Origin of the sequence: Bacillus thuringiensis, assembly GCF_001455345.1 — a bacterium.
Classification (GTDB): Bacteria; Bacillota; Bacilli; order Bacillales; family Bacillaceae_G; genus Bacillus_A; species Bacillus_A thuringiensis_N.
In genome coordinates this window covers 4869922-4888377 of record NZ_CP013274.1, presented here as the reverse complement: position 1 = coordinate 4888377, position 18456 = coordinate 4869922, and the positions used below count along the sequence as shown (strand labels likewise).

Below are 18456 nucleotides of genomic sequence, written 5' to 3'. Positions count from 1 at the left end.
TTTATAAAGTTTAGTTCTAAACTAATGGTATAAAACGAGCGAGGTGATAGAATGAAAACAGAAGATAGGCTCGGATTATTACTATGGTTTCGTTTATCACGTTTTTATAACAAAAGTATTCGTGAGACGAATCAGCATTTGAAAAAATGGAATGTATCTGCTGCTCAGTTTGATGTGCTAGCTCAAGTTGGAGGGCATGATCGTTTAACGCAACAAGAGCTTGGAAATAAGTTATTTGTTACGAAAGGAAATATCACTCAGCTTTTAAATAAAATGGAGCAAATGGAGTGGATTCGTCGTGAACAAGAAGGTACTACGAAATATATTTCATTAACAGAACAGGGAAGAGCTTTATATGAGGAAATTGTCCCGCCTCAAGAAACGTTCCAAGCGGAGCAGTTTCATAATTTAAATATAGAGGAACAAAATCAATTATTACAATTACTAAAAAAATTACAGTAAGAAAAATTTTTAAAATAAATCTTGAATTCGAGATAATATGAGGTGAAGGATATGTTTAGAAAAGTTGATCATAAAAATATGGGCAGAGCAAATCACGGTTGGTTAAATACACATTTTCATTTTTCCTTTGCTAATTACTATAATCCAAATAACATGAGCTTTGGATCATTACGTGTTATTAATGATGATCTAGTAGCACCGCAAACTGGTTTTGATATGCATCCGCACCGCGATATGGAAATCATTTCGTACGTTGTAGATGGTGCTTTAACACATGAGGATAGCATGGGGAACCGCGGAACAATTGAGCGTGGGCATGTTCAATATATGAGTGCTGGCACAGGTGTATTTCATAGTGAGCATAATTTAGGAAATGAGACATTGCGTTTATTACAAATTTGGATTTTACCAGACCGTGCAGATCATAAGCCAAACTATGGTGAGTTTACATTTGATTGGAGCAAGCGTGAAAACGAGTGGTTCCATATGGTATCTCCATTAGAAGGGGAGGCACCAATTCAAATTCACCAGGATGCGAATTTATATTCTTTATCGTTAGAAGCTGGAAAAGAAATTCATTTTCCTGTGAAAGAAGGTCGTCAATTATACCTTGTACAAATTGAAGGAAGTAGCGTAATAAATGGTGAGACACTTGTTATGCGTGATGCGGCAGAAGCGGTTGAAGAAGATATTCATATTGAAGCGAAAGAGCAATCACACTATTTAGCAATTGAATTAAAAAAGTAATAAAACGTTTATAGAAAAGAGGACATTCGATAGATGTCCTCTTTTTTTTGAGTGAAATTGTCAGAAAAAACTTTCTCAAATTTTAGGTAAAGGTATCCACTTGAAAAACAAGAATTGTATAAAAGTGTCAAAAATCTTTAGGGAATGGGGAATGTTATAGTGAAAAAGCAAGTCATTTCATCAGCATTAGCCTTAACTGTTATCGCCGGGGGATTTGGAACATTTGGAGCCACGACAACGAAAGCGGAAGAACAAAAAATTCAATACCATCAAGAATTTAAAACGCCTGCATACATAGGTGAAGAATGGAAAGCACCGGAAGGATTAGATAAAAAAGAGACGGTCTTTCAATATTTAGAGAGTAAGAAAGATATGTTCAAATTAGCAGGGAATATTGATAAACATTTCAATGTCGTTGGGGAAGAAAAAGATGCTGAATCTGGCACAACACACGTGAAGTTAGTTGAAAAACATAATAACATTCCTGTGTATGGTTCAGATCAAACTGTTACACTAGATAAAGAAAATAATGTAAAAGCATTCTTCGGACAAGTTATTCCGAATTTAGAGGATAAAAATATTCCTGCAGCTGCAAGTATTAGTGCAGAACAAGCAGAAACAATTGCAAAGGCAGATATTGAAAAAGAAGTTGGTAAAGTAAAAAGTTATGACGGTGTGAAAAAAGATTTATTTGTGTATGAAAAAGATGGAAATTACTATCTTGCATATTTAGTGAAAGCGTCGATTTCAAAGCCAGCTCCAGGATATTGGCATTATTTTGTTGATGCAACGAATGGAAATGTTATTGAGAAATATAACGCTGTAGATAACATTACTGGATTTGGTTACGGCGTATTAGGTGCTAGACAATCATTTGAAATTGCTCAAGATACGAAAACAGGACAATTCAACTTGTTTGATGGTAAACGAGGACAAGGTATCCATACATTTGATGCAGAAAATATGGACGAGAACTGGTTTAATTTATTCTCACAATGGCTTGGATATACAGGAGAAGAAGTTGAAAGTAAATCTAAGTTCTTCGAAGATAAAGCGGCAGTTGATGCGCATGTAAATGCAGGAAAAGTATATGATTACTACAAAAAGACATTTAATCGTAACTCTTTCGATGATAAAGGCGCGAAGCTTATTTCGACTGTTCACGTAGGTACAGCTTGGAATAACGCAGCTTGGAATGGTGTACAAATGATGTATGGTGATGGCGATGGAAAAACATTCATTCCATTATCTGCTGGACTAGATGTTATCGGTCACGAATTAACTCATGCTGTAACTGAGCATACAGCAAATCTTGTTTATAAAAATGAGTCAGGTGCGTTAAATGAATCGTTATCTGATATTATGGGTGTCATGGTTGAGAAGAAGAGCTGGGATTTAGGTGCTGACATTTATACACCTGGAAAACCTGGTGATGCACTTCGTTCTCTGAAAGATCCAGCATCTATTCCAAATCCATTAAAACCAGGTGAAGGTTACCCAGATCACTACAATAAGCGCTACACTGGAACAGCTGATAATGGCGGCGTTCATATTAACAGCAGTATTAACAATAAAGCTGCATACTTAGTATCTGAAGGTGGAGATCATTACGGCGTGAAAGTAACTGGCGTAGGCCGTGAAGCGACAGAAAAAATTTATTACCGTGCTCTTACGAAATATTTAACTGCAAACTCTGACTTTAAGATGATGCGTCAAGCTGCTCTTCAATCAGCTGAAGATTTATATGGTAAAAACTCTAAGGCTGTACAAGCTGTAACGAAAGCTTATGATGCAGTAGGCGTAAAATAATAAGAGAAAAAGACCTGACTAGAATGTCAGGTCTTTTCTCTATCTAGTTAGTCGCGAATACCTAATGCGATTTTCGCCATACGTGACATGCGTTCTTTAGACCATGGTGGATTCCAAACGACATTTACTTCTATTTCATTGACTTCAGGTACGTTCGTTGATAATACTTTTTTTACATCTGATACAATTTGCCCAGCCATTGGACAACCGATAGAAGTCATCGTCATCGTAATGACAGCATTATTATTTTCATCTGCTGTAACGTCATAAACTAATCCAAGATTAATGATATCAACACCTAGTTCTGGATCAATGACAGCTTCTAAATTCGCATATAATTTATTTTCAAATGCTTCTTGTGACATAAGTAGCACCCCCTGCATTTTAATGATATCGATTCTCATTATAACGGAAATATGTATAATATGCAGGAAATGAGCTCAAAAAAATATCCCTTTTGGAAGAGGGATATTTTTTAAAGGCTATTCAGTTTTGAAGTGTGATACGAGTTGATCTAATTCTTCAACTGTTTGTTTCATTTGTTTAGCTGTTTGTGTCATCTCATTCATCGTAATGACTTTTTTCTCAGCAGATTGTGCTGTTGCCGCTGTTTCACTAGATACGTCAGTCGAAATAGAAGCGATGTTATTCAGTGAAGCGTTCATTTCTTCAGCACTTGCAGCCATTTCTTCAGCAGTTGCTGAGATGTCTTGCATTTGAGTAGATACTTTATTTACTTGTTCCACAATCGTTGTGAAAGAATTGCCAGCTTCACGAATGACGTGAATGCCTTCAAATGCCTCAGAACGACCTTGTGACATCATAGAGCTTGCAGTTTCAGTGTCTTGTTGAATTTGATGTAGTAATTGGTTAATATCTGTTGCTGCTGTTTTAGATTGTTCAGCAAGTTTTCGAACTTCGTCAGCTACGACAGCGAAGCCTTTTCCTTGTTCGCCAGCACGAGCTGCTTCGATAGATGCATTTAAAGCAAGTAAGTTTGTTTGCTCTGCGATATTAGAAATAGATTGTACAGCTGTATCAATATATTTCGTGTGAGTGATTAGACGTTCGACCACTTCTGACGTAGCATTTACCGCGTCGTGTATCGTTGTCATTTGTGAAACTGATTTTTGAATAACAGTACTTCCGTCGTTAGCTTGTTCAGATGTAGCTACAGCAAGTTCAGTTACAGATGTGGCAGATTCAGCAATGCGCTGAACACTCACTGCCATATCGTCCATTGCCGTTGAGCTTTCTTCCATGCTAGAGGCTTGTGATTGAATACTCGCATTTAAGCTAGACATTGAGTTTTGAACTTTTATTGTTGCCTCGCGTGATATATGCGTCTTTTCTAGCATATTTTCAGAAGCGTTTTGTACTTCCACAGATGTTTTTTGAACACGATTAATGATATGTTGTAGGTTTTCTAACATTTTATTAAATGATGTTGCGATCGTACCAATTTCATCATTACTATTTACTTGTAGACGGGCTGTTAAATCACCTTCTTGAGATGATAATTCCTTTAGTTTACTATCAATTTGTTGAATTGGTTTTACAAGTTTACCAGAGAACCACCATGCAAGAATCATAGCTACAAGAATACAAATAACAAGTGATAAGAAGACAACATATTCAATTTGTAGTGAAGATTGATCAATTTTTTTGATAGATTGATCACGTAATTTAGCTTGTTCATTACTATAATTTGTGAAGTCACCAATTACTTTATAAACGGTACCATTTTCTGCATAAGCTACTTGTAAAGCCTCTTCCCACTTTTGTTCTTTTGCAAGAGGGAAAACTTTTTCTTCAATAAATTTTCTCCAAGTAGATCCTGATTCCATTGTATTTTTCATGGACTCAGAAACATTTGGATTAGAAAGAAGCTTATCTTTTGTATTCTCAAGCTCTTTACTCATCGAATTAAACTTATCAAATTCAACTTGATCATGTTGTAATAAATACCCTCTTAAAGCAGAGAGCTGTACTTGATAAGCATCCCCGCGCTCTTTTAATTGTGTTGCAAGGGGAGAAATCTCTTTTTGTAATGCTTCAGCTTGACGAGATTGATCAATAGCAAAAAATAAAATAAAAGCTAAGGCGATGCCAAATAAAGCGCAAATCGTTCCCATCATGAACATTAGTTTTTTTCGAATGCTAATAAAACTCATATGATAAAAGCCTCCTTTGTGAAATCATAGTATTAGAATTAATTAATGTAAAAAATTGAAAGAAAGCTTTACTCCATTTGGAATAAAGCTTTCTTCTTTCCTTTAGGAATTATAGCAGACGGAATGAGAGATAGAAAGAGATATTTTAAGGTGAAAAAAGAGAGACTGTAAATCTCTCTTTTTAATAATTTTGAGCTCATAGAAATATAAATGAAAGTTTTACTTTAAATGTTTGTTTTGAAATGAGAAACGAGAACTTCAAGTTCTTGTACAGTCGTTTTCATTTCAGACGCTTTTTTAGCAACGACACTCATTTTGTTTACTTGGTTACCAGCTGAAGTTGCTGTTTGTGATGTTTCGGCGGCAACTTCATTTGAAATAGAAGCGATGTTATTAAGTGAAGCGTTCATTTCTTCAGAACTTGCGGCCATTTCTTCAGCAGTTGCAGACATTTCTTGCATTTGTGTAGAGACTTTATTAATGTGGTTAACAATTTCTGAGAATGAAGATCCGGCGGTACGAATGACTGTAATGCCTTCAGAAGCCTCTGACTGGCCTTGTGTCATCATTTCATTTGCTATTTTTGTATCTGCTTGAATTTGATGGAGTAAATGGTTAATATCAGTTGCTGCTAGCTGAGATTGTTCAGCAAGTTTTCGTACTTCGTCGGCAACAACAGCGAAGCCTTTTCCATGTTCACCAGCACGGGCCGCTTCAATGGAAGCATTTAAAGCGAGTAAATTCGTTTGTTCCGCGATATTGGAAATGGATTGAAGTGCAGTATCAATATGATTCGTATGTGTAATAAGTCGCTCCACTACTTGTGATGTAGCGTTAACAGCTTCGTTTATTGTATGCATTTGTGTAATAGATTTTTCAATGACTTTATTCCCACTATCTGCTTTTTCTGAAGTTGTAACAGCTAGGCTAGCAACAGAAGAGGCATATTCTGCAATACGCTGAACACTCGTTGCCATATCATCCATTGCAGTTGAACTTTCTTCGATACTGGAAACTTGAGAACGAATATTGTGCTCAAGAGCATTCATAGTTTCTTCAGTTTTTGCTGTATTTTCCATAGAAGCAGTTGTTTCGATAAACACATTTTCAGATGCTTCTTTTACACTTGTTGATGTTTGTTGCACTTGTTTTATTATACGTTGTAAGTTAGCGAGCATTTGATTAAAGGAATTGGCGATATCACCAATTTCATCTTTACTTGTTACGTGCAATCTAGCAGTTAAATCACCATCTTGAGAAGCTAATTCTTTTAATTTCTCATCAATTTGTCGCACCGGTTTAACGAGTTTACCAGAGAACCACCATGCTAATAAGATAGAGGTTATTGTACATGTAATGAGTGAGAAGAAAATAATATATTGAATAAGAGTTGAAGAAGACTCTACGTCAGCAATTAATGCGTCACGTTTATCATTTTCTTCATTTGCATATTTCGTAAATCGACCTAAAAGGTCATTTACATAATCGGTTTGAGCTAAAGCAATTTTGGACGCTTCGTCCCATTTACCTTCGCTAGCGAGAGGGAGGACTTCATTATCTATGACGCTTCGCCATTTTCCTCCCATTAAAATCGCTTCTTTCATTCCTTCTGGGAGTTTTTTATCACTTGTTACTTTTTCTCTAGTATCGGCTAGTTTTTTTCCTTCTCGGTTGAATTTATCTAATCCTTTTTGATCATGTGACAGTAAATATTCTTGTAAACCAGCAACTTGTGCTTGGAACCAATCGCCACGTTCTTTTAAAATTGTTGCTCTTTTGGATACATCATTTTTTAACGTTTCAATTTCACTTGCTTGGCTCATGGCGAATGAAAGAATAACAATAAGAGCGATGCTAAATAAAGAAGAAATACTTAAGAGTGTGAACAGTAGTTTTTTTCGAATACTAACATATTTCATCGTTACCCCTACCTTTAAAAACTATTTATTATAATTTATAAATATTAAGAGCAGAATTAATAAAAACATCATTATGAAGTTATTAATCTGTTCAATGAAAATTATAGCAGATAATGGAAGATGGCAGATTGATATGAGCAAATGTTCTTAAAATGTATACATTTGCATATCAAAAAGTTCATAAATAAAAATTAGAAATCCTATTGTAATTTGAAATAACATCATGTATACTTCTAATTAGTTGATAACGATTATCAGTATCAACTATAAACATTACTCTTCGTTATGTTGGTCATACCCCTTTTTGACGACGTAAGTCAGAGACGAAATGTTGAAATATCTTGTGTCCTATTCTACAGAATTATGGTAATCTCCAACCTCAACTTATATGCGTGAGCATGCAAAAAGGATCCTATCCGTGAAGGGATCCTTTTTTGCATGCTGTCGCAATTAATGTATATAGACCAGGTATTTGCTCTTCAATTCCTTCCGGTGCAGTAGAAGGAAAGACCCATCTTTGATGCGACCCGTGTTCTTCAACTAGTTTTTCAATTATAAAACGTTCTTCCGCAAGTGTTGTAATAATTTCTCCTAACGTCCAGCGACGGATGGTTGTTTTAGGTAACGATTCTTTCTGCGCTTCTGTAAGAAGGATACTATAAGCAACATCATCTTCAATTAATTCTTCATCAAAATAATTTCCATTGGCCTGAAATGATGGGTGGTCTACTCCTAATAATTTAGTATAAACAGGATGATAGTCACGAAGGATAAGCATTCCCTCTGGCTTAAGTAAGGTAGCAATTTTTTGGAAGAGTGGTTTTAAGTCCAGAAAGTAATGAAGTACACCGAGTTCTAGCAATACGATATCGAACGATTCGGATAGCTGGATATTTAATACATCAGAAACGACATACTGGATAGAGACACCGGCTGCTTCTGCAAGTTCATTTGCATATTTTGCATTACTTGCTGAAATATCAACAACCGTTACGTCAGCTCCTAAAAGAGCGAGAGAGACGGCTTTATTTCCTTTTGACCCGAGTAAATTAATAATACGTTTTCCTTTTGGAGATTGTATGTAAGGTAAATAGTGATCTACCTCGCGCATAGGATTTTCTATGAGCTTTTTCGCATAATCGGCTGGCGCTCCGTGGCGATTCGTCCAAGCTTCATAAGCAGCTGCATTCCAGCTTTTTTCATTACGTGTGCTTAGTTGTTTTTGATTCAATCGTATCACTCCTTTTATGAACGTATAGTTATTCGGCAGGGGGATGGGATTTCCTTTTCTTTCTGGATAAAAGTTTGATTTTTCTGTGATTAAGTCGTACAATACATGTTATACGTAAAAGCGTCGAAAAGGAAAAGTAGGATGAACAAATTCTTTCCAGAGAGCTTCGGTAGCTGAGAAGAAGCAAGAATATTCATTTGAACAATGGTCTTTGAGCTTCGTCCTGAACTTATCAAATGATAATAGTAGGCGGCGACGAGAGTTGGTACTCGTTATCAAAACCACAGTATAAGAGCATATAGCTCCGTACTTGTTAAGGCTAATTATGTGAGTAATTAGCAAAATAAGGTGGTACCGCGACTGTTTATACAGCCCCGCCCTTATCTTTTTTAAGATAAGGGCGGGGCTTTTTATATTTTAAAGGAGGAATATAAGATGAGTATTTTTATTGGAGGCGCTTGGCCGTATGCAAATGGTTCGTTACATCTTGGACATATTGCGAGTTTGTTACCTGGAGATATTTTAGCACGTTATTACCGGGCAAAAGGTGAGAATGTGTTGTATGTTTCGGGAAGTGATTGTAATGGAACACCGATTGCAATTCGGGCAAAACAAGAAGGGGTGACGGCGAAGAAAATTGCTGATAAGTATCATGAAGAATTTGAGCGATGTTTTCGGGATTTAGGTTTTACGTATGATTGCTATACACGTACGGATAGTGAGCACCATCATGAAACGGTTCAAAATGTCTTTTTACGTTTATTAGAAGAAGGCTATATTTATAAAAAAACAGTGGAACAAGCATATTGTGAAACGTGTACGCAGTTTTTACCTGATCGTTATGTAGAAGGAATTTGTCCACATTGCCATGAAGCAGCAAGAGGAGATCAATGCGATGCGTGTTCAGCTATTTTAGATCCACTCGATTTGTTAGAAAAGAAATGTAAGTTATGTGGTAGTACGCCATCCGTACAGGAAACAGAGCATTTTTATTTTGCATTGCATACATTTCAGGAGCAAATTAAAAGGGCTGTAGAAACTGCAAAACAAACAGGGACATGGCGCGACAATGCGATTCAATTAACAGAGAGATATGTTAAGGAAGGTTTATTAGATAGGACCGTATCACGTGATTTACCAATTGGGGTACCAATTCCAGTAGAAGGGTATGAAGATAAGAAGATTTACGTATGGATTGAAGCAGTGACAGGATATTATTCGGCGAGTAAACATTGGGCTGAAGAAACAGGGAAAGATGATCAACAGTTTTGGGATAGAGAAGCGAAAACATATTATGTGCACGGAAAGGATAATATTCCGTTTCATTCTATTATTTGGCCAGCGGTATTGCTTGGAATAGGAGAAGGTGCAATTCCTCGTCATATCGTTTCGAATGAATATTTAACAGTTGAAAAAAGAAAATTATCTACGAGTAAAAACTGGGCAGTGTGGGTACCTGATATATTGGAAAGATATGATCCAGATTCTATTCGTTACTTTTTAACAGTCAATGCACCAGAAAATCGTGACACTGACTTTTCATGGCGTGAATTCATTTACAGTCATAATAGTGAATTGTTGGGTGCATACGGGAACTTCGTGAACCGGACATTAAAGTTTATTGAAAAATATTATGGTGGTATCGTGCCGAAGGGGAATATTGATGTAGAGCTGAAAGATAAAGTAGAAGGATTATATAAAAATGTAGGAGAAGCAATTGAGCAAACTAAATTTAAAGTGGCGCTAGAATCAATATTTGATGCAGTACGTTTTGCAAATAAATACTTTGATGAAAGGCAGCCGTGGAAACAAAGGGAAGATGATCCAGTTTCATGTAAAGAAACCATTTATAACTGTGTGTATCTTATCGCTAATTTTGCAAATCTCCTTGAACCGTTTTTACCATTTTCAAGTGAAAGAGTTAGAAACACATTATCGATTGTGAAGCGAAATTGGAAGCCTCAACATACGTTGCCAAGTAGAATTGATAGTGTACAGCCACTATTTGAACGAATCGATGTAAAACAAATTGAGTGTGAGATAGAGAAGTTATATGGAGCGGTAAAGTGAGATAGAACAAAAGACCTTTCAAATAAATGAAAGGTCTTTTGTTATGCAGTAGGATTCTCTTTCTTATCTTTTAAGAAGAAAAGCACAGCAAGGATCACGAGAATAATAGCTGCAATATCATATGTTATTTTGAATGTATTATTAAAGTTTAAGTACTCCACTAAAGGGGTTTTGACTGCCCCAGCATATATGCAAATGGGAATGAGGAGCACATCGTAAAATTTCTTTTCTTTCATATATCTTATTAGGAAGAAGATACACATAATGGCAAAAAAGGCTACGCTTAAAATAGTCATTTATACCTCCAAATAGATTTGAAATTATACCACATTGTAACTGCATTTACATTTATATGAAAATTTCTATTTTCATGCGCTATGCACGCTACTATGTTTCTTTTCTTTCCTAGCGGTAAGTAGCTGAGGGGTAAAAATCCCAAGTAGTATAAAGATGATCCCAATCCACTGCATGAACGTTACGACTTCATGTACAAGTGTAATAGAAGCGATAATGGCTGTTGGTAATTCAGCTGCTCCTAGTATTGTACCAAGTCCTGTTCCTACTTTCGGTACGCCAATTGAAAAACAAATAACAGGTACGACAACACCGAATAATCCGAGGAAGAAAGCGTATTTCCAAAGACCAGCTTGCAGGGCACCATCTGTTAAAAAGGTCGGCGGGAAGAATAGGCATACGATAAGAGTAGCACTTGTTGTCATAAGAAAGCTTTTTGTATAAGGCGGAACTTCTGTAGCAACACGCCCACTTGCAAAAACATAGAATGAAAAAGAGACAGCGGCTAATAGACCAAAGATAATACCCTTCATGGAAAAGTTTTGTCCGAGACCTTCAAAGACACCACCTGCAAACAATGTACCAGCAAATAAAATAATGATAGATATAACTTTTTCACGGCTTGGAAATGTTCGATTCGCAATAGCTTCAATAACAACACCAATCCATGTGAACTGGAAAAGTAGGACGACAGCGATAGATGCTGGTAGTTCTTCTACAGAAATAGCGTAGAAAATACCAGTCATACTCATTGTTGTGCCAACTGTTAGTAAGGAGAAGAATTGTTTTTTTGTTACTTTATGACGTGAAACGAAAAGAACGAGTAGAAGAAGCCCAACCCATCCGAAGACATATTGTCCCCCTAATAGTTGATGTGCTGAAAATCCATCAATAAATCCGAGTTTGAAAATAGTTGAAAGCACGCCGTAGCTACAAGCTCCGAATAAAACGAGTAATGAATACTTAAATTTCTCCATGAAAATCCTCCTTTTAAATAATAAAAAACGCCCGCTATCCAAATAAGGATAACGGGCGAACGAAACAGAGTAAGATACTCTACAAAATTCCGCCACTCATACGAAGTATGAATTTGGGGTATGAAATTGTAGTAGGTTTTTACATTGCCTTCGGGAATACAATAGAACATTTTACACCTTGAGGTGTGTTTTGTATCCGATAAGGAAACTGATGTTTATCTAGTATTTGTTTTACAATGTATAACCCAAGACCACTACCTTGTACTAAGCCATGTTTGTCAGGATTTGCGCGATAGAATGGCTCAAATAAATGGGCAAGTTTATCTTCATCTATTTGTGAACCTGTATTTAATACTTCTAATGCGTAACCGTTAGGCTTTTCATAAAGCTTTATATATACATGCTGATGGTCAATTGTATAATGAATTGCATTTGAAATAATGTTGAAAATAGCAGTTTGAATAAATTTAGGATCAGCTAAAACTTGTACATCTTGTTTAATGTTAGATTGAACATTTAATTGCTTTACAGATACGAAATAATCTACTTTCTTCATAACATCCTCAATAATATTAGTTAATGAGATAACTTTTAAATCAGGTTTAAATTGAGGGTTTTGTATTTTGGATAATTCCGACATTTTTTCCGTTAATATGTTAATGTCTTGCATCATTTCATAGGAACGTTTTAAATATTTATCTCTATCTTTATAAGCTCCAATTCCGTGAATCATGCCATCTAGTTGGCCCATAACGGCTGCGATTGGTGTTTTTAATTCATGGGAAACCATAGACATAAATTCTTTACGAGATTGTTCTAATTGTTGTTCCTTTTTGAGTTCATTTCTTAAATCTTGATTGCTTGCATGTAAATTCTTCACTATATTTGGTACTTGTGAAGCAGCTACTTGCAAATTAAAATCTGTTTGATCAGTATTTTTGTTAAGTAGCTTTTTATCTGAGAAATCAAGATTCATAATATCTTTTAAAGCATCACTCATGTATTGAAAAGGTTTAGCAATTAGTTTTGCATAAATTAAAGATCCGAGCAGAGATAATGCAAGCATTGTTGCGCCAATATGTGGAGCTAATTGCTGCAGTACATCTGTTAATTTTGGATTATCTTGTGCATCATTTGCTTTACTTGCTGCATTTTGTTTATGTAAGGCATCATTAGTAGCGACTTGCTTTTCCGTTTCTGTAAGCGGAGAAGAAGCGCTATTTTTCCCCGGAATATTTTGAGTATGTTCTTTTGCTTTTACAGTTTGGCTAGGCTGCAAAAGGTGATTGATAGCTGTTGAGAGTGATTTATAATCTATAATAGAAGATTGGAAATTAAAAATGTCTCCCTGTGATACAGCTTTATTTTGATTCGTTTTACTTTGGTCGTTTTGTTTATCTGAATCCGCTTGTTCTGTAGTCAGCATTCCAGTGTCTTTCGCAAAACGTTCTTTATCGTAGTCTGAAGCTAAGAAGTAAATAATTTGATAAAGACAAAGTGATAAAAGAATACAAAATAATAAGGTTTTGATGAAAATATTTTTGGTGATGTTGTCTTTGCTACGATTCGATTTTGTAGCCAATGCCTTTCACCGTTTTAATATAAGGAATCCCTAATTTTTTTCGTAAGTTTTTAATATGTGTATCTATAACTCTTACATCACCATAATGTTCATAGCCCCATACCTTATTCAACAAATCACTTCTTGATAATACTTTTCCTCGATTTTGCAGTAAAGTATAAATAATTTCAAATTCTTTTGTTGTCAATTCAATTTGATTACCATGAACATAAGCGGCATATGCTGTAGAATTTAACATCAATTCATGAAATTGTAGTATAGTTGCAGCTTCGGCTTCCTTCGTTGCTGCCCTTCTTAATACAGCTTCTACACGTTTAATAAATACGGTGTAATGGAACGGTTTCGTAATATAGTCATCAATACCTAATTCAAATCCTTTAATTTCACTTTCTTCATTATGTAAGCCTGTTAACATAATAATCGGTACGTCAGATTGTCCTCGCATAATTTTACAAATACTATAGCCATCTATATCTGGTAACATCACATCAAGGAGGACAAGATCGTATGAATTTTTTTGGAAAAGAAGTATACCTTCTGTTCCAGCGCCAACGACATCAACGGTAAAATTTTGTGCCATTAAAAATTCACGAATCAGTTCTTGTATATCTGGGTTGTCTTCAATCACCAGTATATGCGTCATAGTAACACCTCCTAAATAACGCTTTTTACTGCAATATTCGAATTCATCATTTTTCGGATGACTCAGATTGTTTATACATATAATAAGCCCCCGCCATAAAATAATCATGAAAGTAGCAAGGGGAGTTGTTTAGCGAAACTGAATATTTAAGAATTACAGTAATTCTATTATAGTATGTATTGTAAAATTTATAAAATATTATAACTGTATAATTTTAATATCCATGTTTATCAATGTTTTAATTTCATTTAACACAATCTATTCCCATTATATATGTAAATACAGTTGTTTTGCTACTGTAAATGAAGAAATAAAATAAGCCAAGACATAAAATTCTTGGCTACACGTAAATCGCGCTTTTAGGTTATTTTACAGTGACAGTAGCTTGCTGGGGAATACGCTCAAATAACCAGTGTATATCATTGTTATACATACGAATACAACCTAGTGTTGTCCACTTACCAATGGCCTGATTATTGTTCGTACCATGAATCGCATAAGTTGTTCCGTAAGTTCCTGCCATGTTTAGTCCGAGCCAACGGTCACCAAGTGGATTACGTGGATCTCCGCCTTTAATTTTGCCTGTGTAATAAGGACGATTTTTAATTTTATTTACGATTTGGAAAGTACCTTTAGGTGTAGGAGTAGCTGCTTTTCCAGTAGCGACAGTAAAACTCTTTATGAATTTTCCGTTTTGATAATAATCCATTTTATTTAACTTAGTGTTTACAATCAGTTGATCTTTCGTTGTAGCTGCCTCAGCATTTGTGAATGGAATAGTTAAAAATCCTAATGATAATAGTGCGCTTAATAATAGTTTTTTCATTATATTCTCCTTTTTACTATTGTAGTAGTTTTACATACAATGAATTTGCAATCCTCGTAATACTTTATTTACATTTTCATCTAATGTTTCAAAGAAAGTAGTAATTTTGGCATTGTATTTGTTGTTTTTATCAATAAGTAATCTTTCATTTAATAAAAGTTCACCATGTAGTCCAAAGCTTTGAACTTGAATATTTAATTCATCTTCAGTTTCAGAAATAATTGGTAAGAAGTAGTGAAAAGCTTTCGTTGGAATGATATAGCTTTTGCCAATCATGCTTTCTTGATTTGAATTAATCCATTTTTTCGTGACAATTTTAATGTTCTTTTTTGAAACGATAAAAGATAGTGTAGTAGATTTTGTTAAACTTACGTCAAATTCACTTGTTTCACATATGTGTAAATTAAAAACGGTTTCATTTTGATGAGATTCAACATTTGTATTAATAAAATCGTGCATTTTATAAGCTTCCATTTCTTATTCACCCTTTTTTCAATTTCGAAAAGCTATTCATATTTATTCAAATTAATGCTTAGTCATTTATTGGTTAAATTTTTCAACAAATTCCGATATAATCTTACAATACGTATATGAAGCTAATATGAAGTTCGTATGAGTTTGTAGTGGTTTTTTATTAAGAACAAAATATAACGATTTTTAAGTGTTAAAAAATGGATAAAATATGCATATTAAGCCCTCAGTTTCGTACGGTATATATTTGTTGAATTGTTTTTGAATGAAAGTAAATAGAAGGAAATAAAGAAAAGAAAGTTTTAGTGTGAGCCTTACAAAAATGTAATAAAAATGTAAGCTATTGTGATAGTTATTTCGACAATTTTTTTATACAATAATAGTAAGAAGTTGTACGTGATTGAAAGGAGAGATGACATGGAATGGATTCATGAATTATTTCAGCAATACGGGTACTATGTTGTACTTGTTGGTTTGCTGTTAGAATATATTGCACTTCCGTTTCCGGGAGAGCCAACATTAGCATATGCGGGATTTTTAGCACATAAGGGTGATTTAAGCTTACCGATTTTAATCATTCTCTCCTTTATTGGGACAAGTGTAGGAATGACGATTCAATACTTTTTAGGAAATAAATTAGGTATGCCTTTTATTCAAAAGTATGGGAAATACGTATTTTTAACACAAAGAAAAATCGACTTAACAAGAATGTGGTTTGATAAGTATGGATACTTCCTAATTTTTATCGGTTTCTTTATTCCTGGTGTACGTCATTTTACAGGGTACTTTGCAGGAATTATTAACTTACCATTCCGTCGCTTTGCAATTACAATTTACTCAGGTGCTCTATTTTGGGTATCATTCTTCTTAATCGGTGGTTACTGGTTAGGTGGAAACTTACATGATATTTTTGGAGTGCTAGAAGGTCATATCGGTAAAATCATTATTGGAGTTATTGTGATTGTAGCGGTTACGTTAGGTATTCGTTTCCGTAAGCAGTTAAAACGAGTATTACTACAAAACGCAAGCTAATATGAAATCCATTCTATGTCAGAATTTAGGAAGGCAGTGCAAAAGCACTGCCTTTTTTATTTTAATAAGTTTTTGTTTGTTTCTTAGTTTAAAATTCAATAGGTTATAATTGTAAATTATTAACGTCAAAATGACAATTATAATTGACAATGATAAGGATATTATTTACAATTTTAATTAAATAAATGAAAAAGAGGGAAGACATGAAGCTTCAAAATCGAGTGAGGGAATTGCGAGCAAAGCATCGTTTATCACAAGGGGATTTAGGGAAAGCGATTGGCTCATCACGGCAAACGATTAGTTTAATTGAGCGCGGGGATTATGCACCATCTATCGTATTGTCGTTAAAAATCGCACACATTTTCAATGTACCAGTGGAGGAAATATTCACGTTAGTGGAGGGGGAAGAGGATGATGAAGAGTAAACGAAAAAAACAATTTGATTTTGTGGGGAAAATGGCATTAAGTATGATCGGTGGCTTTTTAACATCGTATATAGCTTTAAATTTACTCTCGGATGAACCGAGAAAATTATCATCTAATACATTTATAGGTGTATGTACTCTTTTTGGAATGATAATGATGTATTACACTTGGAAGAATACACGTATGTTAGCGGAGGCACGCGATGAAGAAGAGAGTGTGCAAGGCAGAAAATTAGGCATTATAAGTATATATTTACGTGTAGGTGATATAGTTACGCAGGCATGGTTTGTATATGCAGTTATTGCATGTAGACGTGCACTGTTGCAGGATACAAATGTTTCATTTGCAGTGTGGAATTTAGTAGCTTCTATTGTTTGTTTAACTATTGTAGTGATTAGTGGGCTCATAACAAAAAATCGTTATAATAAGCTATACCCTGAACAAGGTGTAACATATATGGAATCTATGAAAATGTGGACGAAAAACGCAGATGAAGGATTAAAGCACATTGTGCATGAGGCTGGATATAAAGCATATGAATTTACGAATACAATATTGGCATATGTATGGTGGGCTGCCGTTATATATACGGCGGCTAGTGATATCGACTTTGTATTAATTGGCTTAATCTCATTTATTTGGATATTGCATCTTGGAAAGTTTATGTACGAAATGCAGAGAAAAATGATTTATTAAGGGGAGAAAAAGGTGGATATTTTAAGAAGGCCAGCTGGTTCTATGACGGCGGCGTTAGTTTTGTCCATTTTATACGGAGTAATCAGAACTGAGAAATTAGAAGTAATGTTGGATATATGGGCATTATTTGGAATTTTTTTATTGGTGCTAGCTATTCATGAGCTAGGACATGTAGTGTTTGGTTTAATAGGTGGTTTGAATTTTAAATTTATGACAGTAGGGCCGATTACTTTTCAAAAAGAGAAGGGGAAAGTACGCATTCGTGAAAATAAATTGTGGATGTACTTTGGAGGCGTGGCGATGCTAGTGCCTCCTTCTATAGAGACACCGAATCTTTCGAAAAAATGGGCATGGCTCACTTTAGGTGGACCGATTACGAGTTTACTATTTGGTATTACTTTCGGTTACATATACATGGTGAGTTATTATCAATATCTCTTATATTTTTCTGTTTTACACTTTGTCATTTTTGCAGCTACAATCGTACCGATAAAAGGAACGTTTTTGAGTGATGGTATGCAATTTCTTATTTTAATTAAAGATGATGAAAAGGCGAAGCAGCATTTATATAATATTCAAGTATCAAGTGAGTTATTTAGTTATAAAAGGCCGAAAGATTGGGATAAGAGATTAATAGAACTTAGTGAGGAAAAATTAAAAGAAAATAAAAGTATAAGAGATATAATGAGCGGACTTATGCTCGTCTTTTGTGCCAGAGCTGATCAAAAGGGAATGGAAAGAGCGATACCATATATAGAACCAATTGTTCAACTACCTGTAACGAAAGAAAACAAATATTTCGTTAGTAGTTTTCATAGTTGGTATCTTTTATATAAATCTCTGTATCAGCTGGATAGTCTTTCTCTACAAGAAGCGAAGGAACATGGGAAGGCTATTACAAAAATAGACTTACATGGGTATTATCGTACACAAGGAATTGTGAAATATGTAGAGGGCGATATGGAAGCTTCCAACGTTTATATGAGGAAAGCGGATAAAGAATTGAAGAGCGCTGAGAATAGTGAAATGGGATATTTACAATTAGAGAGAGAATGGTTTGAGCAGCTGAAAGAGAGGGTATCTTACGATGGGTGAGG

Annotated in this window: 18 protein-coding genes and 1 other annotated feature; of the genes, 8 read left to right on the top strand and 10 right to left on the bottom strand. The window is 34.9% G+C overall.

Annotation, left to right across the window (positions count from 1 at the left end; translation table 11 throughout):
- The first annotated feature begins 51 nt into the window (after window positions 1-51).
- From ATN06_RS25765 to nprB, 3 genes are all read left to right on the top strand, one after another.
- A complete protein-coding gene (locus ATN06_RS25765) occupies window positions 52-462 on the top strand; it encodes a MarR family winged helix-turn-helix transcriptional regulator (RefSeq protein WP_060632798.1) in 411 nt (136 codons plus the stop codon).
- A gap of 51 nt (window positions 463-513) precedes the next feature.
- Window positions 514-1209: a pirin family protein gene (locus tag ATN06_RS25760; protein ID WP_060632797.1), complete on the top strand. Its 696-nt coding sequence runs from the start codon at window positions 514-516 to the stop codon at window positions 1207-1209.
- Window positions 1210-1368: 159 nt separating this feature from the next.
- The gene (nprB, locus tag ATN06_RS25755) at window positions 1369-3018 is read left to right on the top strand and encodes a neutral protease NprB (RefSeq protein WP_033694922.1); all 1650 of its coding nucleotides are present in this window, start codon (window positions 1369-1371) and stop codon (window positions 3016-3018) included.
- A gap of 47 nt (window positions 3019-3065) precedes the next feature.
- Here nprB and ATN06_RS25750 read toward each other — a convergent pair whose 3' ends face one another.
- The 4 genes from ATN06_RS25750 to ATN06_RS25735 form a co-directional block, all read right to left on the bottom strand.
- Complete coding sequence (locus ATN06_RS25750) at window positions 3066-3383, bottom strand: metal-sulfur cluster assembly factor (protein ID WP_000076425.1); 318 nt, start codon at window positions 3381-3383, stop codon at window positions 3066-3068.
- A gap of 117 nt (window positions 3384-3500) precedes the next feature.
- Window positions 3501-5192 (bottom strand): methyl-accepting chemotaxis protein, encoded by a 1692-nt coding sequence (locus ATN06_RS25745; protein WP_060632796.1) that lies wholly within the window; start codon window positions 5190-5192, stop codon window positions 3501-3503.
- Between the two features lie 224 nt (window positions 5193-5416).
- Complete coding sequence (locus ATN06_RS25740) at window positions 5417-7111, bottom strand: methyl-accepting chemotaxis protein (RefSeq protein WP_060632795.1); 1695 nt, start codon at window positions 7109-7111, stop codon at window positions 5417-5419.
- Window positions 7112-7523: 412 nt separating this feature from the next.
- A complete protein-coding gene (locus ATN06_RS25735) occupies window positions 7524-8342 on the bottom strand; it encodes a class I SAM-dependent methyltransferase (RefSeq protein WP_060632794.1) in 819 nt (272 codons plus the stop codon).
- Between the two features lie 114 nt (window positions 8343-8456).
- Window positions 8457-8727: a binding site (T-box leader), on the top strand.
- Window positions 8728-8777: 50 nt separating this feature from the next.
- On the opposite strand from ATN06_RS25735, the gene metG reads away from it, so the two are divergent.
- Window positions 8778-10412: a methionine--tRNA ligase gene (gene metG, locus ATN06_RS25730; RefSeq protein WP_060632793.1), complete on the top strand. Its 1635-nt coding sequence runs from the start codon at window positions 8778-8780 to the stop codon at window positions 10410-10412.
- Between the two features lie 41 nt (window positions 10413-10453).
- Here the strand turns inward: metG and ATN06_RS25725 are convergent, their stop codons facing one another.
- The 6 genes from ATN06_RS25725 to ATN06_RS25700 form a co-directional block, all read right to left on the bottom strand.
- The gene (locus ATN06_RS25725) at window positions 10454-10708 is read right to left on the bottom strand and encodes a hypothetical protein (protein ID WP_060632792.1); all 255 of its coding nucleotides are present in this window, start codon (window positions 10706-10708) and stop codon (window positions 10454-10456) included.
- Between the two features lie 72 nt (window positions 10709-10780).
- Window positions 10781-11683, bottom strand: coding sequence for an EamA family transporter (locus ATN06_RS25720; RefSeq protein WP_060632791.1), 903 nt, complete (start codon window positions 11681-11683; stop codon window positions 10781-10783).
- Window positions 11684-11822: 139 nt separating this feature from the next.
- A complete protein-coding gene (locus ATN06_RS25715) occupies window positions 11823-13265 on the bottom strand; it encodes a sensor histidine kinase (protein ID WP_060632790.1) in 1443 nt (480 codons plus the stop codon).
- Window positions 13243-13908 carry a response regulator transcription factor gene (locus tag ATN06_RS25710; RefSeq protein WP_000148833.1) on the bottom strand — a complete coding sequence of 222 codons (666 nt, stop codon included), beginning with the start codon at window positions 13906-13908 and terminating at the stop codon, window positions 13243-13245. The genes ATN06_RS25715 and ATN06_RS25710 overlap by 23 nt, the downstream gene beginning before the upstream one ends.
- 364 nt (window positions 13909-14272) lie before the next feature.
- Window positions 14273-14734: a L,D-transpeptidase gene (locus tag ATN06_RS25705; RefSeq protein WP_060632789.1), complete on the bottom strand. Its 462-nt coding sequence runs from the start codon at window positions 14732-14734 to the stop codon at window positions 14273-14275.
- Window positions 14735-14764: 30 nt separating this feature from the next.
- Window positions 14765-15208, bottom strand: a complete 444-nt coding sequence (locus tag ATN06_RS25700; RefSeq protein WP_000388760.1) for a DUF3978 domain-containing protein — start codon at window positions 15206-15208, stop codon at window positions 14765-14767.
- 414 nt (window positions 15209-15622) lie between these two features.
- Between ATN06_RS25700 and ATN06_RS25695 the strand changes: the two genes are divergently transcribed.
- From ATN06_RS25695 to ATN06_RS25680, 4 genes are all read left to right on the top strand, one after another.
- Window positions 15623-16237, top strand: coding sequence for a DedA family protein (locus ATN06_RS25695; RefSeq protein WP_060632788.1), 615 nt, complete (start codon window positions 15623-15625; stop codon window positions 16235-16237).
- A 203-nt stretch (window positions 16238-16440) separates the two neighbouring features.
- The gene (locus tag ATN06_RS25690; RefSeq protein WP_000776157.1) at window positions 16441-16662 is read left to right on the top strand and encodes a helix-turn-helix transcriptional regulator; all 222 of its coding nucleotides are present in this window, start codon (window positions 16441-16443) and stop codon (window positions 16660-16662) included.
- Window positions 16652-17359, top strand: coding sequence for a DUF3169 family protein (locus ATN06_RS25685; protein ID WP_060633198.1), 708 nt, complete (start codon window positions 16652-16654; stop codon window positions 17357-17359). The genes ATN06_RS25690 and ATN06_RS25685 overlap by 11 nt, the downstream gene beginning before the upstream one ends.
- A gap of 42 nt (window positions 17360-17401) precedes the next feature.
- The gene (locus tag ATN06_RS25680) at window positions 17402-18454 is read left to right on the top strand and encodes a M50 family metallopeptidase (protein ID WP_060633199.1); all 1053 of its coding nucleotides are present in this window, start codon (window positions 17402-17404) and stop codon (window positions 18452-18454) included.
- Window positions 18455-18456: the final 2 nt, after the last annotated feature.